Below are 21998 nucleotides of genomic sequence, written 5' to 3' on the forward strand. Positions count from 1 at the left end.
TGTACGGAGGTGGAGCGTTCCCTTGTGACCGATGAGTACCTCGTTCATCGAAAGGTTGCCGGTTGAGAAGTCATGCGCAGGACGGGCTGTTCGAAGCCCGCCAAGTCGCCGGCCCAGAGGTCGTCTGCCCTGTAGGTCACGAAGCGGAAGGCAGCGGAGGGGTACTCTTCGTCGGGACCGTAATCGACGGACATCCAGGTGTCGATCCGGACGTCCCCCAGGTCAGCGGCAGCTGAGGCGACGCCTCGCCCCAGCATGATGCCCTGGGCGAGGCAGCGGGCCGCCCATTCGCTCGTGCCCACGAAGGCCAGCCAAGCAGCAGACCTATCCGCGCCGGCGATCAGCCAATCCAGCGGAAGCTTGTTAATGTAGCCCTCGAATCCAGTGGGACCACCGAGACTTGCCACGCTCGACTGCCGAATATTGTGCAGTTGCGATACGAAAAGCAGACACCCATCCCGAATCGTCAGTCCCTCGTCTAGTTCAGCCTGTATCCGGGGATCCAGGCTGCCTGCCTCTACGAAAGGATGCGCTAAAAGACGAAGGGGTCGCATGGCCTCATTCATCGACTCGATTATCACATAGCCATAGTGCCATTGCCCGAAGCGGAACCGGCCAACTAAGACCGTTGCTGCATGTCCGTGAGCCGGTCCTCCACCGGCCGCCGCGCTACCCGACATATCGCTCATGAGATTCTGCGTCATTCCGGGGAACCGGAATTCCCGTAAGACCCGCCCGCAAAACTGCCCGGTGAAGGGGCCCTAAACGCTACACTCGGCATCATGCTTATCGGCTACGCCCGTGTTTCCACCAACACACAAGATCTGACTGCCCAGCGGGATGCTCTCGCGGCTGCCGGCGTGAACCCTGACGCGATCTATGTCGATCACGGATTAACAGGCACCCAACGCGAACGGCCCGGCCTTGGCAAGGCCCTCGCCGCCTGTCGCAACGGCGACACCCTCGTGATGACCAAACTAGATCGACTCGCCCGGTCATTGCCTGACGCCAGGGACATCGCTGATGAGCTCACCCGTAAAGGCGTCGCTTTGAACTTGAGGGGGCAGCGTCTACGACCCGCACGATCCCGTGGGGAAGCTACTGTTCAACGTCCTGGGCATGGTGGCCGAATTCGAAGCCGACCTCATCCGCGCCAGAACCCCGCGAAGGAATGGCAGTAGCCAAGGCCAGAGGCCGGCTGAGGGGAAAGCAACCGAAACTCTCCAAGGCCCAGGAAACCCACCTCGTCAGTCTGCATCGGGATGGGGCACACACCACTACCGAAATCGCTGAGCTCTTCGGCGTCGCCCGTTCCACCGTCTACCGTGCGATTCAGCGCGCCGCGTCATCCTCGTGAATTTGCTGGCCAGCGAGCCGGGGCATCGTGATCCTTCGTCGCCAACGGGGATCTCTTCGTGCGCGGCGCGTGTCGTGTGAGGGCGCTGCGCTTCTAGGATGGTGACACGACGAGAGCATTGTGGGGGAGGGAAGCATGGCGTTGGGTCTGGTCTTCATCGCCATTGGTGTGGTGTGGCTGATGTTTAGGCGACCAATCGCGCGCCGGCAGTACTGGATTTCATCGCAAATGCTTGGTCGGAAGGTTGGCTACGAGCTCACCGACTCTGAATCCGACGTCGACGCAGGGTCGGAAAAAGAGGTGCAACGAATCCGGGGCTTCGAGATGCTCGGAGTGTTCTTCTGTGCAGTGCTGGTCTTGGGTGGTCTGCTGATTGTGGTGCTGACGCTGATCTTCAGGCCACCGTGGGCTGGGGCTTAGATGGGCGATCTATTCCTGGGCATAGTCGGCGCCTTCCTCATACTCAGCGGCCTGGCGCTCTATCTGATGCGCAACTTGATGGCACGATCCGGCGTTGATGGTTGGGCGTGGCTGCCCGAGGGCACGCAATTCAAGACGTATGAGTACCAACTCGTTCTGTCGAAGGTAGCGGCTGCTATTCCGGCAATGGCAGGGTTGGTCTTCTTGGGCGTTTTCCTGTGGCCCAGGTAGTGCGTCAGTTGGCGGGAGGACACCATGACTGAGCCGGACGGGTTCAGGCTCCGCGCCGAAGACGTGGACCTGCGCGACGAGATCGATGAAGGCGTCAAGCGCTGGCATGACCGCGCTGTTGCCGCGGGCCAGGAGCGGGTCTTTGCACGGACCAAGGACGGCGACCTCTATAGCTACCACTGGGACGAAATCACGTTCGGCGGTATGTACGTGCCAGTAAGGTTTCGTCTCTTCGTTTGGCTTCTCGTCTTTGGGCACGTCAGGACTGGGCTGCCCGGGCGCGGCGGGAAGAACGTGGTGTTCCTGAGCCAAAGATGGGCAAGAGGCCGGTGCAGGTTGACTTCGGCTGGCCGCCACCACGAATGCGGGGACGGGGAGACGCTTCTCGTCTGTGAGCGTCAGCGAGTGATGCGGTTGCCGATCAAGGATTATCGGCACAAGCGCACAGGTGGAACACTGCCAGAGGGGTCAAGACGGGCGTTCATCGTGCTGTTGTAAAGACGGTCCAGAGCGAGCTGGCAACGAACATGGCTCCCATCAGCATGTACATGAATCCCATGCCTTTGATGGTCGGTACGTCAGCAATTGTGAAACCGTCCGGGGCGATGTTCTTGCTTTCCCTATAGAGACGGGACCATGTTGTGGCGGTGTTCTTGATGTCCCTGAAGATGCAGAATCCCAGAGAAAACGCTGACACTCCGGCCAAGGTGATGGGGATCAAAACGGCCCAGAACGGCAACTTCAAGGCCGCCAGGAGGAACGACAGAATGAAGAACGCAGGAAAACAGAGCATCAGGGCTTTGGACGGCTGGGGCCACTCGACGTAGATCCGCCGCATGAGTCGAAGGTTTCTGATGATCACTCCTTAGTTCGTTGCATGGACCTTGGGCAAGCTTTCCGGAGCCAGTACCAGCGCCGGAGAAAAAAGCCCAGCATCCCGGAAGCTACGCCTGTTTGGGCTCCGGAAGTTTCGTTCTGCCCGTCTCATAGTGAAGTTCGTCGTTGTTCTGCAGAGTAAACAGCTTGTCGGCGACGACCTGCGACAAAGCTTCGTTGCAGGACACAGCGAAGAACCGCGGAGACATGACATCAAGGATGCATCCGAGCTGGGCGAGTTCAGTGGCCAGCGGTTGCCAAGCATCTGGGTCGTCTGTTTTCAGCATGATACGGAAGGTGAAGTTCGATGCGTCGTGGTCGAGTCCTGTGGCAACGACGGCGTCCTCTGCGGAGCGCATGACGTTCACCCTGTCGCCAAAGTTTATGTCATAGAGAAAAGCCGGCACTGCCAGAACAGTGGCTGTGCCGTCTGCTTCAACTCGGCCGCGAAGTCCTTCCCACATTTGCTCGGTGTCCGGTTCCGGAGGCAGCGCAAACCAGATGGTGTCAGGCGCGTCCAGGGCTTCGGGTAGCGGCTGGAATGCGCCGTCGTGCCAATGCGCCACGACGCTGGGGTGTTGCCGATAGTCAGTCACCCGCTGAGACTACCGAACAAAGGCAAGCGATCAGCAAGCGACGCGGGCGCCCTGTCGAGGAACGAATACACTGGGGCGAACTGGGCAGGGACCTCCTCGCTGAAATCCAGCGCCAGCAGGTAGTTGTATCCCGCATCTAGAACAGGCAACGATCAATGACAATTGTCGACTGCGTTTCCCCACCAACTCAGCTCCATCAGCGGGGTGCCCGCAAATGAGGCCGCCCGCACGCGAAACCTTGACAGTGTTCTGGGACTCCGACGGCGGACAAGAGGAGATGCCGGGATTCATCGTTTATGGGCTGGTCGATCCGAAGTGTTGGGTTGAAAGGTCCTTCCCGCTGGGCTTGTGGCCTGCCGGAACGGATGCAGCAGAATCCCGTCTTTACGGTGAGTCCTGGGAAGTGAAACTGTGGGATGTACGGGTCCAGGAGTTTTTGAGTGGGAAAGCCTGGACAACGGCCGTTCGTGGGACGTTGCAGACGATCATCGACGCCGGATGCAGAGTGGCCTGGGTCAGCAGCGAGCGCTTTCCTTTTGTCGATCCGCCCTTCCTGTTTCTGCCGGAGCATATGTCCGGGAGTGTTCTGTCTGCCCTCACTTCTGATGGCGACTTCTTCTGCCCTCTGGACCCGGACCAGCCGATTCGTGCAATCTCAGATGATCAGTTGGTGAGATTACGTGTTCACGCGGATGGTCTGGCTGATGCCATCACCTGATGCTCCACGTAGACCAGTGCTCTTTTGGGTGGCTGTAGGGATGGCCTCCGGGATGCCTGATGGTAGGTTCTGCTCATGAATACCGAGGATGCTGTCCTGCCTCCGGGGTGGCGCATGTCTGAGCAGCCTGGAAGCCCGTTGCCTGCCGGTTGGTCAATCAAAGGGTTTGAGGAAGAACTGTCGTGGCTGGGAGAAGACGTCGTCAACGCAGCGGAGACGGCCGTCCTTCCACCTGGTTGCGAGGACAGTGTCTGGATTCTCCACAATCAATATGTGTGTCCCCCGGGTGTTGATCCGGGTCTGCTCGCTGAGGAGGATAAAGGCCCCATCTACCTTGTGGCCCCGCCGTCTGAGTTTGTCAGGATCAGGTGGAGCGAAGTGGCCGATATCAAAGGCGTTCCGCTACGGGGAGCGTTCTGGGATGGGTTGGAAGTCCCTCCATGTTTTCGCTGGGACGCCATGCTGGGGTGGGATGAAGCCGGGCTTGTTCTGCCTGGTGCTGAATTTGTGTACCAACCCATGAGCGGGACCATCGGTCAGGTGGAGCTAGAAGCACTTCTACCCCTGCTGCAATGCGCGACACAAACTCATCGGGCGGAAGGAATGTTCGCCTATGCAGATCGATACGCGGACGACATTTTGGGTCTTGTGGTCGGTGCCGATGGGATCATGCGACGCCGAGTTTTCTCGTTCGAACTCGACGCTCTACTGCCGGCGCTGCTGGAACCAGCTCTTCCCAACCACACACCTGAGTTTTGGTGGCCGGAGGACCGGGCGTGGGTCGTTTGGACGGACTGGGACCTGCTGGGATCCAAGGTCTCCGGCAGTAAAGAACTGATCGAGATCCTCCGCCGCCACCCCGATCTCGAAACACTGGACTGGTTCCCGGTTCGAGTAGATCGCCAAACACCCTTGGATCCCCCCAAGGAACAGCGAGCCTGAGTCGGGCTCATGGGCCGCTGTCGAACGCCTGGCCGAGCTCGATCAATTTCCCTGTGACGTGAGAGACCCGCACTGACACCGTCGTCGTCGTGTCACCTCTGCGGGTTTCCTCGTTCCATCACACAGCGGATAGCCCGTACATCCGAAGAACTGTCCGTATGGCCCCTTGCGTTCTTTCATGGTGCGCTTCTTACACTTCGGGCAGACTGCCGGGGTAACGTCATCGCCCTTGCGGGACCGGATCATGACCCCCTGGTCCCTGACGAGCTCGATAAGGAACGCTGATTCCATGCCGCTGCGGGTGAAAAGCAGCGCCGAACGCCGGGCGCGTGTCAGGGCGACGTAGAACAGGCGTCGCTCCTCAGCATGGGGATAGTGATCCGGAGCTGCCATGGCCAGCTGCAGGAGGGGATCGTCCTCGATGGTGTTGGGAAAACCGCGCCGCTTCAGGCCGAGGACGACCACGTAGTCGGCCTCCTTGCCCTGGGAAGCGTGGACGGTATTGAACTGGACTGACAGGTGTCTGTACCTGGCTTCCAAGGCTGAGAGAACATCATCCTTGGACCGGGTGTACCGGCCCAGCAGCAGGACGGTGGCTGGTTCTGTGAGTTCTCTGTCAATCTCCATCAGGTGTTCCCGAACAGCTGATGCGTAGTCGCCGCGGTCCGGGACGCTGACAGCAAGCACGGTGTTCCCAGTATCCGGTGCCGATGACTGAACATTTTTGGAGATCTGGGCAGGGTTCTTCATGACGAACTCCCCGGCAATGTCGCACAAGGACTGCGGGTAACGGAAAGTACGTTCCAGCCAGATCGTTGAGTTGGCTCCGAACCAGTCATCGAAGCCGGTCATCACGCTAATATCCGAGCCTGCGAACCGATTGATGGACTGCCAGTCGTCGCCTACAGCGTATAAGTACGTGCCCGGGGTTTTGGTCAGTGCCCTCACCAGTGCTGCCCGTGCGGCGCTGCTGTCCTGCACTTCGTCGACCATGACTACCTTGTAGGGACTCGTCCAACGGCCCGATTCGACGTGATCGGTGGCGAGGTTCAGCATGTCTTCGAAATCAATCTCGTGAGCAGCCCGGAGCTGCCGGTCCCATGCGGTGACTACAGCGCTTCTGAGAGCAGAGCAGCCAGAAGGCGCCGTTCAGCGACCTCGGTGCGGTAGGCAGCCGCTACCTCGCTCAATGTGCGGCGAGAGGCTCCGGTAAGAACAGCTTCCTGTCGATGGGCAAGAGTGATGACGATCCGCTTCGGGGCTTCCTCTGCACGCAATCCCAGAACATCAAGCAGATCGGCGTCCACCGGTACTGGTACGCTGCTCAGCTGCAGCCGGCCCTCATGCATCGAGAGTCTCCATGGGCCTGTGCCCAACAGTCGCGCCCACCAGCTTGGCTTCCATTCCGTCATGTTCCCGGCCCCCAATAACCTCAACAACAGCCATATGTCGTCGTCTCACGGTTTCAGCGGCGAAATGACCCTATGTTTTCTCGGTCCAGCCCGGGCACTGCAGAGGAACCCGCCTCGGGCACTACCTGTTTCCATGGCTGGCGGTCATCGACGTCGGGGTTCCAGATCGCGTCTTCCTGATCCTGCATGATCTTCCGGATCTTCCAGGCGCAGGAGTTGTTCCTTTCGTCGTGCTCGTTGGTCTTCTCCGTCGGTGATCCAGTGACGGACCGGGTTTCCCAGTCGACAAGTTCGTCGGTGATCCTGAGCTCAGTAACAGAACGAACCATTTTGTCGATGGCCAGTGTTCTGTAGACCTGGGCTGGGGTTACGTCGAACGGGTACATCCCCTGTTCTTCGTACATACGGCGGATGATCGTCATCTGCTTCCGGTTCGGGTAGAACTCGGAGACGGATCTTCCGTTGGCTTGCCTCCACTGGAGGACCGCGTACGCGGCAGTGTATTCGCGGGCTTCAGGCGGCGCTTCGAGCAGTGTTGGCGTGACACTGACGCTGATGCTCTCGCTACCTGTCCCACCCGAGGAGAAAGTCGGTGAGGCCAGGATGCCGTATTCCTCAAGGCCTTCACTTAGCGATGCCGACGCAGGGTAGCTGCTGTAACGTTGAACGCTTTCTTCGAACCCTTTCAGGGCTTCATCCCATGGCGTGCGCTCACGGAACGGTTTATGGCCCGTAGCCGGATAAACAGCGTCGGGGTGCGTGTTTGCCGAACCCAAGGGATAGAGAGCATTACCGACCGCGGGGTCATCAACCCTGGGGTGCTCAAGGTCCTCAAATCCGGCTCTGGCCTCAGCCAGCGTGAACCGTGTCGCCCCTGGCTCGTCCCCTGATGGTTCGTGGAGGGATTCGATAATGAACCCCCGCCCGTTGGGTACGTAGAAGTCCTCCTCGAAAGGGCTCAGACCCAGGTTCCTGCAGATCTCGACCAACGTTTCGTGGGGAAAGCAGTCCAATGGCCGCGGCAACAGGTACTGTTCCGTGTTCTCGAAAGCATACGGTTCCCCGTTCTGGGTGAATTTCCAGGGCTCGGAGTTGTAGAGACTTAGAAACCTGCGCAGGCCCGTCTTTTCATAAGTAGTGAGGGTCCGGCCGCCCCAGCGTCCCCTGGCAGGCTCGTCCGGCATGCGCTTGATGTTCTTTGGTTCATCCTCCACTTGAACCGTGGGAATTCCCCGGACTGACGCGAAGTGACCGCGCAAGGGCCAAAGATGAGCAGTGTCGCGGGTGTTTTCCATGACAGCTGTCCACTCCGGGTTCGTGGTCTCCAGGAGAAGCCAGCGTTGACCGTAGCCCAGCGGCAGCAGCTTTCCCAGCAGCTCAGCCAGAGTGCCACGGTGCTCGGTGACCCCGAAACCAGCCGGCGGCTGGTGAAAACTCTCTTGAGCCCACTGCCTCCACTCAACAGTGGCTTCATCCAGAGACCGTTGCATGAAACCGATCGTGTTGGTGACCGGCGCCCATTCCCCGCCAAGCAGCAACTTGGCTGCCAGTTTCTGGGCTGGGCTTTGACGTGGCGGCATTCGCAGGCTCCTCGGCTGGATCAAGATGTGGAAGGCTCGCCGCTGGCGCTGAGAGCCTGATCCCGTAAAGCCTCGCATGAAGTCACCGGATCATCGAACATGGACAGGCTGTGCTTGCATTAGTCATGACTTCGCGGCGTATCCCGACCCCAACATGAATCGCATAGCCTTGGCTGACTTTATTGATCAACTCCGGGATTCGATGCGGCAGGATCCTGAAGGTTGGGAGAACGCCGACCTCGAAAGCTTTCTGGAGGCAATGTCGGCTTGGACACGCGATATGGATGGCTACTTTATGAACCGGGGGGAACCTGTCCCGGACGTACCTTCGTGGCAGCTATTTGCCCAGATGCTACTCGCTGCCAAGATCTATGAATAAGCTGGTAATTCAGCTTGGTCCTCAAACCGCAGGGTCACCGGGCGGCCGGATTGATTTTGGTCGATGCGCAGGAGCGGAGGCCTCAGCGGACATTCCCACTGCTACATTGTTCTCGATGGGGGCGCACTGGGTACTCCCTGCACTCTTAGAGGGAACCCATATGAGCCTCCAGCTTCCGCGCCCCGCTGATCTGCCATCCGGGGGAGCAGCATCAAAAGACAACGCCACGATTTCCCGCAAAGGTCGCCAAGGTGTTGGGATCATGCTGATGATCGTCGGGGCCCTGAACGCTGTCCCCGCAATTGTGGGGATTGCCGCCTACGGCAGATACCTGGCTCTGGTTACTGAGAACGTGAGAAATGAAGCTCTCATAACCATCGCCTTTGGTGTCCTGCTCATCCTGGCGATGCTAGGGATCGGAATCTGGAACCTCGCAACGAAGAACACCATCATCAAGGCGCCTCTGGTTGCCGCCCTGGTCGTGACCGGCATAAGTGTCGTCTTGGACGTTGTATCCATCGTCAGCACCCTCATGGCAACGGGTAACTTTCAGGGTTACATCGTGGTTGCTCTTGAGATCTTCGTTGTCGTCCAGGCTGTCCGCGTGCTGCGGTTGAAGCCAGCCGCGGTGACGGCGTCGGCCGCGTTGTACGCGACACCACCGGCAGATGCCCCGGACATTCAGACGTCAAACACTCAGCACCTGTAGCGCAGGAAAGCCCGCCGATGGGGGACCGGCGGGCTTCCAAATCAAACTATGCCTGTCTGATTCCAGTATCAATTGCATTCGTTGAGAGCGTTGTACGGGCGTTGCGGAACCCGTGTTGTCGGGCTGACTCGCATTAGACCGTTCGAGCGTAAGACCCGGCTTGCCCAGCAGGCAGGTCTACTTGGCACCATAGGGCTCTACCAGGGAAACGAAATCGGGGGCTTTGCAGGGCAACGCTGGCTTATGGGCATTCCAGTGGCGCAAATTTTCCGGTTGAGGGCAGGCCGCACTGCCATCGGGCAAGTTGCTGAAGGGTTTCTTTGGCACGGTGTCGGATTGACGTATGGATGCCAAGGCCAGTCCCAAATGGTGCCGTAAAATCGCGACGTGAACGACAAAGAGGCCATGGTTCTGCCGGAAGCTTCGCGAGCGGAAGGCTCACATGAATGATTCAGTGAATAGTGAACTGGGCCGCCACCGGGAAACTGTCGACCTGGCAATCCGCTCGAGTGAGCTGGAATGGACGGATTGGCCGGCACTGGCTGCCGATGCTCCGTTCTCCGAAGACACCAGGTTGTCGTGCCTGCTGCTTCTTTTGTCCTCACCTGTCGGCATGTCCATCGATACCACCGTCGACAGACTGCGGCGAAGAACCCTCCCTTGGGATGCTTCCACGGCCACCCTTGCATTGCGAATCGTTGCCCGGCTTGAGAAGTTTGACGGCCAACGCGCCGGAGTTGCCTTGCGGGCGGCAGAACAAATCTGCCTCAAAGGGGCAGCTACACAGCAGCTGCTGCAGTCCGTCAAGGACCTTCGATCCGTCCTGGAATTGATTCCGGGGCCCGTGGCGGGCCTTGGCCGGATGGACTACTGGCAGATGCCGGAAACACTGGCACTCATCGAACGTGTACTTGCCGCGGCAACGCCTCCGGACATTCTGGATTTGTCCATCATCCGGGACGGAGACGGCTGGGGTGTCCCCGCCCGCGAAGCCGCGCTCCGTTTTCCGTCCGGTGAAATTGCTCCCCTGGTTCGACTTCTGACGAGTCTGGGACCGGCGAAGCCTGGAAAGTCATGGCGGAAAAAAGTCGCTGAAGAATTGACGCACACCAGTCCATCCCTGCTTCTGACTGAATGGCTGAAGCTCGCCTCGGACACGGACATAGTTGCACCGGACGAGCATGCTGTCTTGGGATTCGCAGGTGCCATGCTCTTTGCGCACGGAAATGATGACCTCGTCCGCGCCAGCGTCTTCGCCGCGCAAGAGCTCTCTAATGACCAGTTGGGTTCTGGTGTACTGGGCGTCCTGGCTCGACGTGGCGCCGCCAGCAGCGGGGTCCCGGGGATGACTGGTGCGCTTGCGCTCAGCGTGGCCAGTGCAGCTCTTGAGTCGCTTGCCGGACGTTTAACGGAAAATGACCGGGCCGAATTGAACGAGCTGTTTGAAGACCTGACGCGCCGTGACATGGTGCGTCGCATTGCCAAGTACCTGGGTCTCTCGCAGGAGCGCGTGGAGCAACGGGATAAGTTGCTCCGACGCTCCAAGGCAGGCGCGGTGAGGGCAAAAGCCGACCCAGCGCAACGACGGGCCAGGGCGGCCATGGATGCTATCATCCGCAGCCAATTTGCTCCGATCTTGAAGGCTCGTGGCTTCAAACCAACCGGGCGGACCTTCCGGCGGGTCTCCTCGGATCGAGTTGATGTTGTCGCCATCGGTTCATTTGGCATGAACCAATTCGCATGGTCGTATGGCACGAGATTCGTCACGACCTGGCCGCCCAGGGAACCAGCAGATATCAATGAGGCAGGGCTGGACATACGACTTGTTGAAGAGTCGGGCATAAGCCCAACAGACGTTAGGCTTGCTGCCGACAAGCTCGACGGCACCATCCTCCCTTTCCTGGACTCGTTGGGCTCCTACGAGCTCGTGCGAGCCTACGTGGAACACAACACAGGCGCCCCAGCAGAATCCAGGTGCATCGCTGGACGAGGAACCCCCATAGCCTTCCTCGGACTCTGGGCCCTGTCTGTTGGAGACCGGGCAACAGCGATGAAGGTCCTACGGACTGCGATCGACTTCCGAGAGGCGCTTACTCTTTCGAACTCCTTCTATGCCAATGAACTTGAACACTGGAAGGTGAGCTTTGAGGCCGCTACTGCGCTTCCTGAAGACTCGAACTGGTAGCCGGGTGGAACTCACGGGAGAAGTCCGTGTCGACGAGGCACCCGAGCAGGACATGGCGGCGGTGTCATACGTGCCCAATGAGCTGCTGTCTCGGCTGGTTGGAATCAGGATGTACTCGGTCGAGTTCGTGCTCAACGACTACGTGCAGTTGCGTTTCGACGGTGAACCCAAGGCCGACGGCCCGATCGTTCTGAACAGTTATGTGTGGCCGGTTGTGGAATCGGCCGGTCGTTCGTGGCGTGAGCCCGAACTTGGCTACGCAGACGCACTACGCCGGCTGACCCCTGGGACTGTGGTCTCCACCGGCGAGGCAACAGGTACAGGGATACGCATTGAGCTCGATACGGGGACCGTGGTGATTCACCCCGCGGTTGATGAGGTCTATGTCGAGATTGCTATGCTCATCGGCTTTGAAGATCGGTCCTGGATGGTCTGGCGCCCTGGCGAGGAGAGCTTCGAGGACCTGCACTAGCTGCAAAAGAACTTGCTCATCCGTGAAAGCGTGACTGGCATTTGCAGAGAGCTAGTAGGGGCTGGTCTGTTTCTTGGCTTTCTGGCCTCTGGCCGTGGCGAGAAAAACAGCCACGCCGAGGATGAACGAAGTAGAGATCGCGGCGGCCGCTGGGATATTCCCGTTAACCCACAGCGCCGCAAAAAGCGAGAATGCCGCAACAGCCAGTCCTGAGAGTATCGAAAAGGTCATCGTCTTGCCGTTTGTCCCCATGCGCCCAGTGTAGGGCACCCCTGAGAGCTGGCAGGCATCTGTTTTGCCTTTACCTGATGACGTGGTTTCGAGCAGCCGACCATCCAAGCGCGGCTGTACTTAGGACCGTCGTGCAGGAGGGTCCGGAGCGCGTTGCGACTTCGCGGACGCAGGACGATTGACCCAAAGCGACTGACTATCTGCCGGTCAGAGACGTTGCCCGTTCTAACGTGAGCTGGCGCTGACTCGCTTCGAAGAAGACCGCGACAGACCCCTGACTCCGAAATAAATAAATAGGGCTGCCCAACCGATAGCTACGGCGGCTGTCGCATAAGTCCACCAGCCGTCCGGGTTGGCAATGAGGAACACGCCGATTACGGCAGCGGCAAGACTCAATACGAGCATGGCCCAACCGTAGGCGCGAGGTGCCGGTTTGGCTGTGACATCCAAGTTCTCACACATAGCTACGAGTCTTGTGATGGTGCTTGAAGGCATGGTGCGTTTCACTGCCATGGGCTACAGCGATGCTCCTGGTCCCGTGATCCCACACGTGTGCTGGAGCAAATGCGCCGGGTATGAGCAACTGGCCTCGGTGTCTGAGGACGGAAAATTGTCGATCCGCGTCGGCCCGGCGTTTCAGGCCGTGCTGGAAGCAGTGATGTCCGGCGACTGAGCCTTTCACCGTCCCGTTCACCTGAGTGTCGGTTACGGATAGGGCGCATGGCGGGGCAGTAATTGCACGGCATTCGCCAACACCGATGGGTATTTCGCGTCACGAAACGCTTCATCGGAGCACTTTGTCAACATGCGTGCTGACGATGAACCTGATGTGCCCTGGACCCCTCCTGACCCTGGGCTGTCCACTTCGGAACTGGCGGAGACGGCTCCCATCCTTGCGGCGAAGCTGGCCCGGCTGCCGCCGGAGCAACTCGCAATGATCTTCCCGCCGGAGAATTCTGTCGGCCCTGTATGACACAGTCTTTATATGACTGCTCCACTGCTTGCCCACGCTACTGACTACGGCCGGATGTATGCCCGCTCTACCACGGAGCAATTTTCGGTTCCCTCCATCACCACGGTGATCGGACAACAGGCCCACTCGCTGGACGGTTGGTTCAGCTACATGGGTGCGAGCAGTCTCGCTGCGGATCCGGAGCTTCCGGCGATTCTTGGCAGCCCGGCCAAAACCCGCCAAGCGATTAACAAGGCGGCCAAAGCTGCTGAGGTGTATAGGGACGCGGCAGCAGCACGAGGCGACCGTGTGCACACGTACTGCGAGCAGGTTGCCTTGCGTGCTCTGGGACGTCCGCACCGCATGCAGGAATGCCGGGACGACCTCGCAGCCCATGGTGAGGAGGCATTTGCCGCCCGTTTCGATGAGTGGTGGGAGCTGTACCGGGTGGAGCCGTTGGCCCCGGAGATCACCGTGTGGAACAAGACTGTGGGCTACGCCGGGACACTTGACCTTGTAGCCCGGATCAATGGGCGTATCTGCCTGATCGACTACAAGACCAAAGGCACTACGCGGGATGGAACGGTCAAGTCCCTGGATGACAAAGTGGTCATGCAACTCGCGGCCGGAATGAAGGCGGAGGAAAGCCTGGTCGATCCCGTTGCCGGTGAATGGGAACCGTGGAAATACGGAGAGAATCCCATGCTGCTCGCCGTAGCCATCGGAGAGACCGAAGTCAGGCCGATGCGGGCCAACCCGGAAATCCTCAAGCACCATTGGTGGAAGTTCTGCGCGCTTCGCCGCGTCTGGGAAATGTCGGCAGACGTCTCTGCGGCGGGACAAGCACTGTTGCCCATTGCTCCGCCGGTGTTCGCAGCGGTCGGTGCCGGAGCCGCAAACAGCAGCAGCGGCGAATGACCTCAACTAAACTGGCTTAGGCTCCGCAACACCCGGAGCCGGGTTTGACGATAGTGAGGACTGACAGCACATGGCAATTTTGAGTATCCGAATCATCGGGGATCCGGTGTTGCGCACCGTAGCGGACCCCGTCACCGATTTCGGTCCGGAGCTCGCCAAGCTGGTAGCTGACATGACGGAAACCATGGAGGACGTGGAGGGTGCAGGCCTCGCCGCACCTCAGATCGGCGTCAGCCAGCGCGTTTTTACTTACCGCATTGGGGGAGTGGAAGGCCACATCATCAACCCTGTCCTGGAAAACAGCGATGACTTCCAGCCGGATGAAGTAGAGGGTTGCCTCTCGATCCCCGGCTTGGGCTTCCCGGTCCGCCGTTTCCGGACAACCAGGGCCACCGGCGTTGATTTGAATGGCAACCCGGTCTCGGTGGAAGCCGAGGGCATGCTTGCCCGGTGTTTCCAGCACGAGACGGACCACCTTGACGGCATTTTGTACACGGACAGGTTGGAAGGGGAGGACCGTAAGGCAGCTCTCCGTGCCATCCGGAACGCCAACTACCACGCCATTACGGAGAAGACCACGTCCCAGCGCGCCACCAGCGTGGGATCGAGTTTTGGTGGCGGCAGTTTCGGGGCACCCGAGTGAGGGTCCTTTTCGCAGGAACCCCCGCCGTGGCCGTCCCATCGTTGGACGCTTTGGTTAAGGCGGGATTCGACGTCGTCGCAGTCCTGACGCGCCCGGACGCGCCGGTAGGCAGGAAGCGTGTCCTGACACCTTCGCCCGTCGCAGCGCGGGCGATGGAACTGGGTATCGACGTCATCCGTGCGGCCAGGGTCGATGCGGATACCACCGCCCGGATCTCGGAGTTTGCCCCGGATGTCGCCGCCATTGTTGCCTACGGGGGAATTGTTCCGAAGGCAGCTTTGGGTGTTCCGACGCATGGGTGGGTCAATCTGCATTTCTCCCTCCTTCCTGCTTGGCGGGGCGCTGCCCCGGTGCAGCGGTCAATCATCGCTGGGGACGAAATCACCGGTGCCGTGACGTTCCAGCTCGAAGAAGGCCTCGATACCGGCCCCTTATTCGGTACCCTCACTGAAGCTGTTCGGCCAGACGACACCGCCGGGGACCTCCTTGAGCGCCTCTCCATCAGCGGGGCCGTGCTTCTTAGCCAGACGCTCTCCGCGATCGACGCCGGTCAGGCTGCCCCGCAGCCGCAAGCCGGGGAAGTCTCCCTCGCTCCTAAATTGGGGCTGGAGGATGGCCGCCTTGACTGGCAGCTGCCCGCCCTTGCCGTGAGTCGTCGGGCCCGTGGTGTGACTCCCGAGCCGGGGGCATGGACAACGCTGGAAGGCCAGAGGATCAAACTTGAACCAGTGACCCTCCGTCCTGAGGTTAAGGACTTGGCTCCGGGCAGCATCAGGGTGGATGGCAAATCTGTTCTGGTAGGCACCGGATCCCACGCCGTTGAGCTCGGCAGGATCCAGCCGGCAGGTAAGAAAATGATGTCGTCGGCTGACTGGGCCCGCGGCTTGGCAGCACCCGAGAGAGTGGTATTCGAATGAGTGAGTCCGGCCGGCGAGGCCCCAATAACAGCGGGAACCGGGACGGCGCCGGACAAGGCAACAGGGGTGCACGTGGCGAAAGCCGGCGTGACGCCCAAGGCCGGGAGCGAAACCGTGGCCCTCAGCGGGGCTTCACGAACAATGCCCCCTCGCAGCGTACGCGCCGCGCTGACCCGGCCCGCCTTGTGGCCTTTGAAGTGCTCCGTGCTGTTGCTTCCGAGGATGCCTACGCCAACCTGGTGCTTCCAGCCCGCATCCGGGAACACCGCTTGGATCGCCGGGATGCCGGCTTCGCCACGGAGCTGAGTTACGGCGCTTTGCGCGGTCAAGGCACCTATGACGCTATTCTCGCCCGCTGCGTGGACCGCCCTCTTGAGCAGTTGGATCCTGCCATCTTGGATGCCCTGCGGATTGGCGCCCATCAGTTGCTCTCAATGCGTGTTCCTGCGCATGCAGCGTTGGACCAGACCGTTGGCTTGGCGCGTGCCGTCATCGGCGCAGGTCCGTCAGCCCTGATCAACGCCGTCCTGCGCAAGGTCACTGCCCACAACATGGGCGAGTGGTTGGACATCCTGCTGGCCAACGAAACCGATGAAACCCGGATTGCCTCGCTGCGGCATGCCCACCCTGAATGGATTGTCCGCGCATTGCGCCAGTCCCTGGTCAACCACGGCCGTCCGAAGTCGGAAATTGATGACCTGCTGGAGGCGGATAATGCCGCGCCGGTGGTCAATCTTGTGGCGCTGCCGGGTTTGGGAAGCCTGGACGAGGCTTTCGACAATGGGGCCACGGCAGGCGAACTGGTGGAAGATTCTGCCTTGTCCGCCGGTGGAGACCTCGGCCGCCTCGAGACGGTCCGTCGCGGAACCACCCGTGTCCAGGATGTCGGATCCCAGCTGGTTGCCCGGGCTCTTGCTGGCGTGGACCTTGGCGGAGCGTCCTCGGGAAGTGAACGCTGGCTTGACTTGTGCGCAGGTCCGGGAGGCAAGGCCGCTCTTTTGGCTGCCCTGGCGCACCGGGACGGCGCTACGTTGTTGGCCAATGAGCCCGCGCCACACAGGGCGAAGCTCGTTCAGCAGGCACTGTCGGCTGTTCCGGAGGACACATGGTCGGTACGGACGGGTGATGGACGCGACGTTGGTTCGGAGCAGGCGGAAGCTTTCGACCGCGTGTTGGTTGATGTTCCCTGCAGCGGGCTGGGAGCGTTGCGCAGGCGGCCCGAATCGCGCTGGCGGCGCTCACCCAAGGACATTGGCGACCTCGGTCCGTTGCAACGTGACCTCTTGAAGTCTGCAATTGATGCAGTAAAGCCCGGCGGGGTGGTTGCTTATGTGACATGCTCGCCGCACCCGGCCGAAACCACCGCGGTTGTCAGCGACGTCATGGCCAAGCGTGAGGACCTGGAACTGCTCGACGCCGGGCAGGCGCTTGACGATGTCAGCCTCACCGGGCGCTTGGGCGCAGGTCACGAACAAACAGCCCAGTTGTGGCCGCACGTCCACCAGACCGATGCCATGTTCATGGCCATCATCCGTAAAAAGCCGTAACTGCCGGAACCCGGCATTCCATTTCCACCGACCCAGAGGGGCTGCTTTGTCTCAGTGCTGTATCAATCCGAGCATCCTGTCTGCCGATTTCGTCAACCTTGAGGCGGAACTGCAGCGGATCAGCAATGCCGATGCCGTTCACGTCGACGTCATGGACAACCACTTTGTCCCCAACCTGACGCTGGGCCTGCCGGTGGTGCAGCGGATTCAGGCAGTCAGCCCGGTACCGTTGGACGCCCACCTGATGATTTCCGACGCCGACCGTTGGGCGCCTGCCTACGCGGACGCCGGCGTCGCTTCGGTGACGTTCCATGCGGAAGCTGCCATGGCCCCCGTCAAGCTGGCACGCGAACTGCGTGCGAGGGGCTCCAAAGCTGGAATGGCCCTTCGCCCGGCTACACCGGTTGAGCCCTACCTGGACATGCTCAGCGAGTTGGACATGCTGTTGATCATGACGGTGGAGCCCGGATTTGGTGGGCAGTCCTTCCTGGACATCACCCTGCCCAAGATCCGACGTGCGCGGGCTGCGGTAGAGGGCTCCGGCATCGGCGTGGCCATCCAAGTGGATGGGGGAATTACTGAGGAAACCATCATCAGGGCCGCAGAAGCCGGTGCCAATGTGTTCGTGGCAGGCTCGGCGGTCTATGGGCACCAGGATCCCGCAGCGGCGATCGATCGGCTCCGTGCAGCGGGCCAGGCTGTGACGGAGACGTTCGCCTGACGACCGTCACCACATGTTACGAAGATGGCTGGGAATAGCCCGGCCATCTTGGTAGTTGTGGCAGAATAACAACACACATACGTGCTCCGGGGTCGGTGTAAGTCCGAACCGGCGGTTATAGTCCGCGACCCGCGAGCCATCGGATTCCAAGTGATTGGATCTTCGATGGCAGACGGTTGAACTGGTGAAATTCCGGTACCGACAGTTAAAGTCTGGATGGGAGAAGCACGTACAGTCATGCCGTGGGCGTTCCTTTAGCGACGCCCGGCATTGCGCTGTCGTACACCCCCGGAGTCATCGCGGCTTACTGGGAAGGAACGGCATGGACTTTCTGCGATGGCTCTTCGAAGCACAGATCCCCGTTGGGGGATCTGCTCTTGTCTTACGCGAAGTGCTTGGAAATATTTTTGGGCTCCTCAGCGCCCTCGGCGGTATGCGCCGCAAAGTCTGGGCTTGGCCGATCGGCATAGTCGGCAACATCCTCCTGCTCACGGTCTTCCTGGGTAACGTCTTTGGTGCAGCTGCGCCGGCTACCCTGTGGGGGCAGGCAGCACGGCAGGTGATGTTCATCGCCGTCGCCATTTACGGCTGGTACCGGTGGCAGCAAGGCCGTCAATCGAGCAGCCAAGGGCGCGCCATTGTGCCAGGCTGGGCCAGCAACAAGGTCCGTATCGCTCTGGTTGGAGCCATGGTGGCCGGTACGGCAGCACTGACGCCCTTGTTTGATGCCCTCGGTTCCTACCCGCCGGTCTGGGCCGACGCCTGGACCTTCATGGGGTCACTTCTGGCAACGTACGGCATGGCCCGTGGATGGACTGAGTTCTGGCTGATCTGGGTTGCCGTGGACATCGTAGGTGTGCCGTTGCTGTTCAGCGCCGGCTACTACGCCAGCGCGGTCATGTACCTGTTCTACGGCTTCTTCACCCTCACCGGATTCTTCGTCTGGTGGCGGGCCGAAAAGCGCGAACGCGCCGGTCGTGATGCCAGCACACCGGACCTTGCACTATTGGCGGGAGTTACACGATGACGGCCGATCCAGCCCTCTACACTCCGGCGGAGCGCGCGGCCATGGATGCCGCACTCGCCGCAGCCCTTGCCGGTCCCCGCGGAGCCAACCCGTTGGTTGGGGCAGTCATCCTCAGTCCCGAGGGCCAGCAATTGGCGACGGGATACCACCGGGGTGCCGGCACTGCCCATGCCGAAGCAGACGCGATCTCCGAAGCCCGCAAGCAAGGCATCGACACCGTGGGAACAACCATGGTGGTGACCCTGGAACCGTGCAACCATGTGGGGCGCACGGGACCCTGTGCGCAGGCAATCATGGCGGCGGGAATCTCAAAGGTGATTTACGCCGTCGACGATCCCCACGACCCCGCTGCGGGCGGCGCCCGCACGCTCCGCTCCGCCGGGGTGGAGGTCCGTTCCGGGCTGGCCCTCGATCGGGCGTTCGACCTCAACCGCGATTGGTTCGACGCCGTTGCCGCCAAGCGCCCGTTTGTCACCTTGCACATCGCCCAGACGTTGGACAGCCGCATTGCGGCCGACGACGGCACCAGTCAATGGATTTCGAGCCCGGAGTCGCTCGCTGACAACCATGGGCTGCGGGGACTCATCGACGCCATCCTGGTGGGCACGGGGACCGTCCTGATCGACAACCCCCGGCTCACTGCCAGGGACGCGGAGGGAGAACTCGCCAGCCGGCAGCCGGTCCGCGCCGTGATGGGTCTACGGGACGTCCCTGAAGATGCCGCGGTCCGGGGGACCGACGGGCGCTTTGTGCACCTGCCAACACGGGATCCGGCAGAGGCTTTGGGCATGCTGTTCGACCAAGGAGTCAGGCACGTCATGGTGGAAGGCGGCTCGTCCATCCTGAGCACATTCCTTGGTGCGCACCTCGTGGACGAACTGATCGTCTATATGGCTCCGACGTTGCTGGGATCCGGAACTCCTGCACTGCACGACCTCGGAATCACCACGCTGGCAGACGCCCAGCACTGGTCCTGGGACAACGCCGGTGGCGGAGCGGTCCGGACGCTCGGCAACGACCTTCGGCTGCACCTGCGGTCCCCAAGGGGCACCGCCGCCAATATCAAGAGTTTGGTTCCACACAAGAGTTTGGTTCCGCGCAGTGAAGCTGCGGAACATGTCACAGGAGGACACTGATGTTTACGGGAATCGTTGCAGAACAAGGCACCGTGCTGGGCATTGAGCATGAGGGCGACGCCAGCGCCACGCTGCGGCTGAAAGCACCCACCACCACCGATGGCTTGGCCTTGGGTGGTTCCATCGCCGTCAACGGAGTGTGCCTGACCGCCACCCAAATCGACGGGCAGGACTTCAGCGTTGATGTCATGGGTGAAACCCTCGTCCGGACCACCATCGGCGGGTTGGCCCCGGGGGACACCGTGAACCTTGAACGCTGTGTTCCAGCGGGGGGACGGCTGGACGGCCACGTGGTGCAGGGGCACGTGGACGGTGTGGGGGAGTTGCTGGAACGCGAGGCCCTCGGAAATTGGGACCGGCTGCGTTTCGGTGTCCCGGCCCCGCTGGCACGCTACATTGCCGAGAAAGGTTCGATCGCCGTCGACGGTGTCTCGCTGACAGTGACCGCCGTCAGCGCTGCTGCCGAACCGGCGCCGTGGTTTGAGGTGGGGCTGATCCCCACAACGCTGGAAGAAACCGGGCTGGGAGCCAAGCCAGTGGGTGGCCACGTCAACCTGGAAGTGGACGTGTTGGCCAAGTACACCGAACGCCTCCTGTCCTTCGCGCCGCAGGCAGGGAGCACTCGATGAGCGCCCCTGCCAAGACATCACCGGCCGGAACGCCCCGTACCGGACTGGATCCCGTGGAAGCGGCCATTGAGGCAATGGCCGCGGGCCGGGCAGTGATCGTGGTGGACAACGAGGACCGTGAGAACGAAGGCGACATTATTTTCGCCGCCCAGCACGCCACGCCCAGCCTCATGGGATGGACCATTCGGTATTCATCCGGCGTCATCTGCGTCCCTTTGGACGGCGAACGTGCTGACGCACTGGTGCTGCCTCCCATGGTGGAGATCAACCAGGACGCCAAGGGGACCGCATACACGGTTTCCTGCGACGCAGCGATCGGCGTCAGTACAGGTATATCGGCTACGGACCGGGCTCTGACGGCCCGCGTTCTGGCAGATCCGAGCAGCACCCCGGCCTCAATCACCCGTCCCGGGCATATTTTCCCGTTGCGTGCGGTTAACGGGGGAGTGCGTGAACGTCCGGGTCACACGGAAGCTGCCGTAGACCTGTGTCGTCTTGCCGGGTTGGCCCCGGTGGGTGTGATCGCAGAGTTGGTACATGATGATGGTGAAATGATGCGCTTGGACAGCCTGCGCGACTTCGCCGCCGACCATGGATGCCCCCTCATCTCCATAGAGGACCTGGTGTCGTATGTTGAGGCGGTAGAGTCCCAGACGGCACGTGTTTCACAGGAGGACGAGGAGAAGCGATGACCGCATCGACCACACGCAACAGCGAGCACACCGGCCCCGCGCCGCACTCTGTGACCGGCGGGCCAATCGTTCAACTGCCCACAGCCTTCGGCGATTTCGTGGCGCAGGCTTGGACGGACAATGAGACCGGCCACGAGCACCTTGCCGTGAGTTCCCCCAACCCGCCGAAGAACGGGCGTGCGCCGCTTGTACGGCTGCATTCCGAGTGCCTTACCGGTGACGTTTTCGGCTCGTACCGCTGCGACTGCGGAGAGCAACTCGCTTTCGCCCTGGAACTCATCCACGCAGAAGGCGGCACCCTGCTCTACCTACGCGGCCAGGAAGGTCGCGGCATCGGACTGGCCAACAAGATCAAGGCCTATGCCTTGCAGGAAGCCGGGTTTGACACCGTGGAGGCCAATGAGCAGTTGGGCTTGCCGGTGGATGCGCGTTCCTACAGCGCGGCAGGCCAGATCCTCGCCGAGATGGGCCTCCACGAAGTCCGGCTGTTGAGCAACAATCCCGACAAACAGCACCGGCTCGACAAAGCCGGAGTGACTGTGGTGGAAATGGTGCCCACCGAGGTGCCCTCACGCGAACAGAACCTGCGCTACCTGCAGACCAAGAAGGACCGGATGGACCACCGGCTGACGCTCGATGTCGAGCCTGTCAGCAATGGCAAGACGCCTTCGAACCACACCTTTGACAACAACCAAGACTGAACGGATC

The 21998-nt window shown here is 60.9% G+C and carries 28 protein-coding genes, 1 pseudogene and 1 riboswitch; of the genes and pseudogenes, 22 read left to right on the forward strand and 7 right to left on the reverse strand.

Annotated features, from left to right (window positions below):
* Window positions 1-44: 44 nt before the first annotated feature.
* The gene (locus tag CGK93_RS23505) at window positions 45-407 is read right to left on the reverse strand and encodes a hypothetical protein (RefSeq protein ID WP_157731675.1); all 363 of its coding nucleotides are present in this window, start codon (window positions 405-407) and stop codon (window positions 45-47) included.
* A gap of 375 nt (window positions 408-782) precedes the next feature.
* Here CGK93_RS23505 and CGK93_RS09465 point away from each other — a divergent pair.
* The 4 genes and pseudogenes from CGK93_RS09465 (at window position 783) to CGK93_RS09480 (ending at window position 2506) form a co-directional block, all read left to right on the forward strand.
* Window positions 783-1357 (forward strand): annotated as a pseudogene (locus tag CGK93_RS09465) (recombinase family protein).
* A 135-nt stretch (window positions 1358-1492) separates the two neighbouring features.
* A complete protein-coding gene (locus tag CGK93_RS09470) occupies window positions 1493-1777 on the forward strand; it encodes a hypothetical protein (protein WP_157731677.1) in 285 nt (94 codons plus the stop codon).
* Complete coding sequence (locus CGK93_RS09475) at window positions 1778-2008, forward strand: hypothetical protein (RefSeq protein ID WP_089594596.1); 231 nt, start codon at window positions 1778-1780, stop codon at window positions 2006-2008.
* Between the two features lie 24 nt (window positions 2009-2032).
* Window positions 2033-2506, forward strand: coding sequence for a hypothetical protein (locus CGK93_RS09480; protein ID WP_089594597.1), 474 nt, complete (start codon window positions 2033-2035; stop codon window positions 2504-2506).
* On the opposite strand, the gene CGK93_RS09485 is transcribed toward CGK93_RS09480, so the two are convergent.
* Both CGK93_RS09485 and CGK93_RS09490 read right to left on the reverse strand, forming a co-directional pair.
* Window positions 2490-2870, reverse strand: a complete 381-nt coding sequence (locus tag CGK93_RS09485; protein ID WP_157731679.1) for a hypothetical protein — start codon at window positions 2868-2870, stop codon at window positions 2490-2492. The two genes, CGK93_RS09480 and CGK93_RS09485, sit on opposite strands and share 17 nt — an antisense overlap.
* 82 nt (window positions 2871-2952) lie before the next feature.
* A complete protein-coding gene (locus CGK93_RS09490) occupies window positions 2953-3480 on the reverse strand; it encodes a DUF4265 domain-containing protein (protein ID WP_089594599.1) in 528 nt (175 codons plus the stop codon).
* Window positions 3481-3694: 214 nt separating this feature from the next.
* Between CGK93_RS09490 and CGK93_RS09495 the strand changes: the two genes are divergently transcribed.
* Together CGK93_RS09495 and CGK93_RS09500 are read left to right on the forward strand one after the other, a co-directional pair.
* Window positions 3695-4198, forward strand: coding sequence for a hypothetical protein (locus tag CGK93_RS09495; RefSeq protein ID WP_157731681.1), 504 nt, complete (start codon window positions 3695-3697; stop codon window positions 4196-4198).
* Window positions 4199-4576: 378 nt separating this feature from the next.
* Complete coding sequence (locus CGK93_RS09500) at window positions 4577-5140, forward strand: hypothetical protein (protein ID WP_157731683.1); 564 nt, start codon at window positions 4577-4579, stop codon at window positions 5138-5140.
* A gap of 42 nt (window positions 5141-5182) precedes the next feature.
* Here the strand turns inward: CGK93_RS09500 and CGK93_RS09505 are convergent, their stop codons facing one another.
* The 3 genes from CGK93_RS09505 to CGK93_RS24070 all read right to left on the reverse strand — a co-directional run bounded on the left by CGK93_RS09505 (window position 5183) and on the right by CGK93_RS24070 (window position 8132).
* Window positions 5183-6196 carry a 3'-5' exonuclease gene (locus CGK93_RS09505; RefSeq protein ID WP_089594602.1) on the reverse strand — a complete coding sequence of 338 codons (1014 nt, stop codon included), beginning with the start codon at window positions 6194-6196 and terminating at the stop codon, window positions 5183-5185.
* A gap of 53 nt (window positions 6197-6249) precedes the next feature.
* Window positions 6250-6489, reverse strand: a complete 240-nt coding sequence (locus CGK93_RS09510; RefSeq protein ID WP_089594603.1) for a hypothetical protein — start codon at window positions 6487-6489, stop codon at window positions 6250-6252.
* Between the two features lie 116 nt (window positions 6490-6605).
* Complete coding sequence (locus CGK93_RS24070; protein ID WP_089594604.1) at window positions 6606-8132, reverse strand: hypothetical protein; 1527 nt, start codon at window positions 8130-8132, stop codon at window positions 6606-6608.
* A gap of 202 nt (window positions 8133-8334) precedes the next feature.
* Here CGK93_RS24070 and CGK93_RS24580 point away from each other — a divergent pair, with 202 nt between their 5' ends.
* The 4 genes from CGK93_RS24580 (at window position 8335) to CGK93_RS09535 (ending at window position 11877) form a co-directional block, all read left to right on the forward strand.
* Complete coding sequence (locus CGK93_RS24580; RefSeq protein WP_442857041.1) at window positions 8335-8511, forward strand: DUF7660 family protein; 177 nt, start codon at window positions 8335-8337, stop codon at window positions 8509-8511.
* A gap of 160 nt (window positions 8512-8671) precedes the next feature.
* The gene (locus CGK93_RS09525) at window positions 8672-9220 is read left to right on the forward strand and encodes a hypothetical protein (protein WP_089594606.1); all 549 of its coding nucleotides are present in this window, start codon (window positions 8672-8674) and stop codon (window positions 9218-9220) included.
* A 442-nt stretch (window positions 9221-9662) separates the two neighbouring features.
* Window positions 9663-11405: a DUF4304 domain-containing protein gene (locus CGK93_RS09530; RefSeq protein ID WP_089594607.1), complete on the forward strand. Its 1743-nt coding sequence runs from the start codon at window positions 9663-9665 to the stop codon at window positions 11403-11405.
* A 4-nt stretch (window positions 11406-11409) separates the two neighbouring features.
* Entirely contained in the window at window positions 11410-11877 is a 468-nt protein-coding gene (locus CGK93_RS09535) for a hypothetical protein (protein ID WP_232481594.1), read from the forward strand.
* A 51-nt stretch (window positions 11878-11928) separates the two neighbouring features.
* Here the strand turns inward: CGK93_RS09535 and CGK93_RS09540 are convergent, their stop codons facing one another.
* Window positions 11929-12129, reverse strand: a complete 201-nt coding sequence (locus tag CGK93_RS09540) for a hypothetical protein (RefSeq protein WP_089594608.1) — start codon at window positions 12127-12129, stop codon at window positions 11929-11931.
* A gap of 472 nt (window positions 12130-12601) precedes the next feature.
* Here CGK93_RS09540 and CGK93_RS09545 point away from each other — a divergent pair, with 472 nt between their 5' ends.
* The 12 genes from CGK93_RS09545 to ribA all read left to right on the forward strand — a co-directional run bounded on the left by CGK93_RS09545 (window position 12602) and on the right by ribA (window position 21991).
* Window positions 12602-12781 carry a hypothetical protein gene (locus CGK93_RS09545; RefSeq protein ID WP_157731685.1) on the forward strand — a complete coding sequence of 60 codons (180 nt, stop codon included), beginning with the start codon at window positions 12602-12604 and terminating at the stop codon, window positions 12779-12781.
* A 132-nt stretch (window positions 12782-12913) separates the two neighbouring features.
* Window positions 12914-13081 (forward strand): hypothetical protein, encoded by a 168-nt coding sequence (locus CGK93_RS23510; RefSeq protein ID WP_157731687.1) that lies wholly within the window; start codon window positions 12914-12916, stop codon window positions 13079-13081.
* Window positions 13082-13093: 12 nt separating this feature from the next.
* Window positions 13094-13978 carry a cytochrome gene (locus tag CGK93_RS09550; protein ID WP_089594610.1) on the forward strand — a complete coding sequence of 295 codons (885 nt, stop codon included), beginning with the start codon at window positions 13094-13096 and terminating at the stop codon, window positions 13976-13978.
* A gap of 70 nt (window positions 13979-14048) precedes the next feature.
* Window positions 14049-14621, forward strand: coding sequence for a peptide deformylase (gene def, locus CGK93_RS09555; RefSeq protein ID WP_089594611.1), 573 nt, complete (start codon window positions 14049-14051; stop codon window positions 14619-14621).
* On the forward strand, window positions 14618-15538 hold the full coding sequence (gene fmt, locus CGK93_RS09560) for a methionyl-tRNA formyltransferase (RefSeq protein WP_089594612.1): 921 nt from the start codon (window positions 14618-14620) through the stop codon (window positions 15536-15538). Before def ends, fmt begins: the two co-directional genes overlap by 4 nt.
* On the forward strand, window positions 15535-17085 hold the full coding sequence (locus CGK93_RS09565; RefSeq protein WP_089594613.1) for an RsmB/NOP family class I SAM-dependent RNA methyltransferase: 1551 nt from the start codon (window positions 15535-15537) through the stop codon (window positions 17083-17085). The genes fmt and CGK93_RS09565 overlap by 4 nt, the downstream gene beginning before the upstream one ends.
* Before the next feature lie 46 nt (window positions 17086-17131).
* A complete protein-coding gene (gene rpe, locus CGK93_RS09570) occupies window positions 17132-17806 on the forward strand; it encodes a ribulose-phosphate 3-epimerase (protein WP_089594614.1) in 675 nt (224 codons plus the stop codon).
* A 77-nt stretch (window positions 17807-17883) separates the two neighbouring features.
* Window positions 17884-18039: riboswitch (FMN riboswitch) on the forward strand.
* Between the two features lie 89 nt (window positions 18040-18128).
* Window positions 18129-18833: a nicotinamide riboside transporter PnuC gene (gene pnuC, locus CGK93_RS09575; protein WP_089594615.1), complete on the forward strand. Its 705-nt coding sequence runs from the start codon at window positions 18129-18131 to the stop codon at window positions 18831-18833.
* The gene (gene ribD, locus CGK93_RS09580) at window positions 18830-19969 is read left to right on the forward strand and encodes a bifunctional diaminohydroxyphosphoribosylaminopyrimidine deaminase/5-amino-6-(5-phosphoribosylamino)uracil reductase RibD (protein ID WP_089594616.1); all 1140 of its coding nucleotides are present in this window, start codon (window positions 18830-18832) and stop codon (window positions 19967-19969) included. Before pnuC ends, ribD begins: the two co-directional genes overlap by 4 nt.
* Window positions 19969-20598, forward strand: a complete 630-nt coding sequence (locus tag CGK93_RS09585) for a riboflavin synthase (protein ID WP_089594617.1) — start codon at window positions 19969-19971, stop codon at window positions 20596-20598. The genes ribD and CGK93_RS09585 overlap by 1 nt, the downstream gene beginning before the upstream one ends.
* Entirely contained in the window at window positions 20595-21290 is a 696-nt protein-coding gene (gene ribB / locus CGK93_RS09590) for a 3,4-dihydroxy-2-butanone-4-phosphate synthase (RefSeq protein WP_089594618.1), read from the forward strand. Before CGK93_RS09585 ends, ribB begins: the two co-directional genes overlap by 4 nt.
* Window positions 21287-21991 (forward strand): GTP cyclohydrolase II, encoded by a 705-nt coding sequence (gene ribA, locus CGK93_RS09595; protein WP_089594619.1) that lies wholly within the window; start codon window positions 21287-21289, stop codon window positions 21989-21991. The genes ribB and ribA overlap by 4 nt, the downstream gene beginning before the upstream one ends.
* Window positions 21992-21998: the final 7 nt, after the last annotated feature.

The sequence above is a fragment of the Arthrobacter sp. YN genome, assembly GCF_002224285.1.
Lineage (GTDB): Bacteria > Actinomycetota > Actinomycetes > Actinomycetales > Micrococcaceae > Arthrobacter.

What these genes read in the sequence shown, in the direction of transcription:
- CGK93_RS09530 (WP_089594607.1), top strand. Translation starts at nt 9,663, where the DNA reads ATGAATGATTCAGTGAATAGTGAACTGGGCCGCCACCGGGAAACTGTC.
- CGK93_RS09545 (WP_157731685.1), top strand. Translation starts at nt 12,602, where the DNA reads ATGGTGCGTTTCACTGCCATGGGCTACAGCGATGCTCCTGGTCCCGTG.
- CGK93_RS09510 (WP_089594603.1), bottom strand. Translation starts at nt 6,489, where the DNA reads ATGCATGAGGGCCGGCTGCAGCTGAGCAGCGTACCAGTACCGGTGGAC.
- CGK93_RS09540 (WP_089594608.1), bottom strand. Translation starts at nt 12,129, where the DNA reads ATGGGGACAAACGGCAAGACGATGACCTTTTCGATACTCTCAGGACTG.
- CGK93_RS23510 (WP_157731687.1), top strand. Translation starts at nt 12,914, where the DNA reads ATGCGTGCTGACGATGAACCTGATGTGCCCTGGACCCCTCCTGACCCT.
- CGK93_RS24580 (WP_442857041.1), top strand. Translation starts at nt 8,335, where the DNA reads ATGCGGCAGGATCCTGAAGGTTGGGAGAACGCCGACCTCGAAAGCTTT.
- CGK93_RS09495 (WP_157731681.1), top strand. Translation starts at nt 3,695, where the DNA reads ATGAGGCCGCCCGCACGCGAAACCTTGACAGTGTTCTGGGACTCCGAC.
- ribB (WP_089594618.1), top strand. Translation starts at nt 20,595, where the DNA reads ATGAGCGCCCCTGCCAAGACATCACCGGCCGGAACGCCCCGTACCGGA.
- CGK93_RS09475 (WP_089594596.1), top strand. Translation starts at nt 1,778, where the DNA reads ATGGGCGATCTATTCCTGGGCATAGTCGGCGCCTTCCTCATACTCAGC.
- CGK93_RS09565 (WP_089594613.1), top strand. Translation starts at nt 15,535, where the DNA reads ATGAGTGAGTCCGGCCGGCGAGGCCCCAATAACAGCGGGAACCGGGAC.
- ribD (WP_089594616.1), top strand. Translation starts at nt 18,830, where the DNA reads ATGACGGCCGATCCAGCCCTCTACACTCCGGCGGAGCGCGCGGCCATG.
- CGK93_RS09480 (WP_089594597.1), top strand. Translation starts at nt 2,033, where the DNA reads ATGACTGAGCCGGACGGGTTCAGGCTCCGCGCCGAAGACGTGGACCTG.
- CGK93_RS09525 (WP_089594606.1), top strand. Translation starts at nt 8,672, where the DNA reads ATGAGCCTCCAGCTTCCGCGCCCCGCTGATCTGCCATCCGGGGGAGCA.
- pnuC (WP_089594615.1), top strand. Translation starts at nt 18,129, where the DNA reads ATGGACTTTCTGCGATGGCTCTTCGAAGCACAGATCCCCGTTGGGGGA.
- def (WP_089594611.1), top strand. Translation starts at nt 14,049, where the DNA reads ATGGCAATTTTGAGTATCCGAATCATCGGGGATCCGGTGTTGCGCACC.
- CGK93_RS09585 (WP_089594617.1), top strand. Translation starts at nt 19,969, where the DNA reads ATGTTTACGGGAATCGTTGCAGAACAAGGCACCGTGCTGGGCATTGAG.
- CGK93_RS09470 (WP_157731677.1), top strand. Translation starts at nt 1,493, where the DNA reads ATGGCGTTGGGTCTGGTCTTCATCGCCATTGGTGTGGTGTGGCTGATG.
- CGK93_RS09505 (WP_089594602.1), bottom strand. Translation starts at nt 6,196, where the DNA reads ATGCTGAACCTCGCCACCGATCACGTCGAATCGGGCCGTTGGACGAGT.
- CGK93_RS09550 (WP_089594610.1), top strand. Translation starts at nt 13,094, where the DNA reads ATGACTGCTCCACTGCTTGCCCACGCTACTGACTACGGCCGGATGTAT.
- ribA (WP_089594619.1), top strand. Translation starts at nt 21,287, where the DNA reads ATGACCGCATCGACCACACGCAACAGCGAGCACACCGGCCCCGCGCCG.
- CGK93_RS24070 (WP_089594604.1), bottom strand. Translation starts at nt 8,132, where the DNA reads ATGCCGCCACGTCAAAGCCCAGCCCAGAAACTGGCAGCCAAGTTGCTG.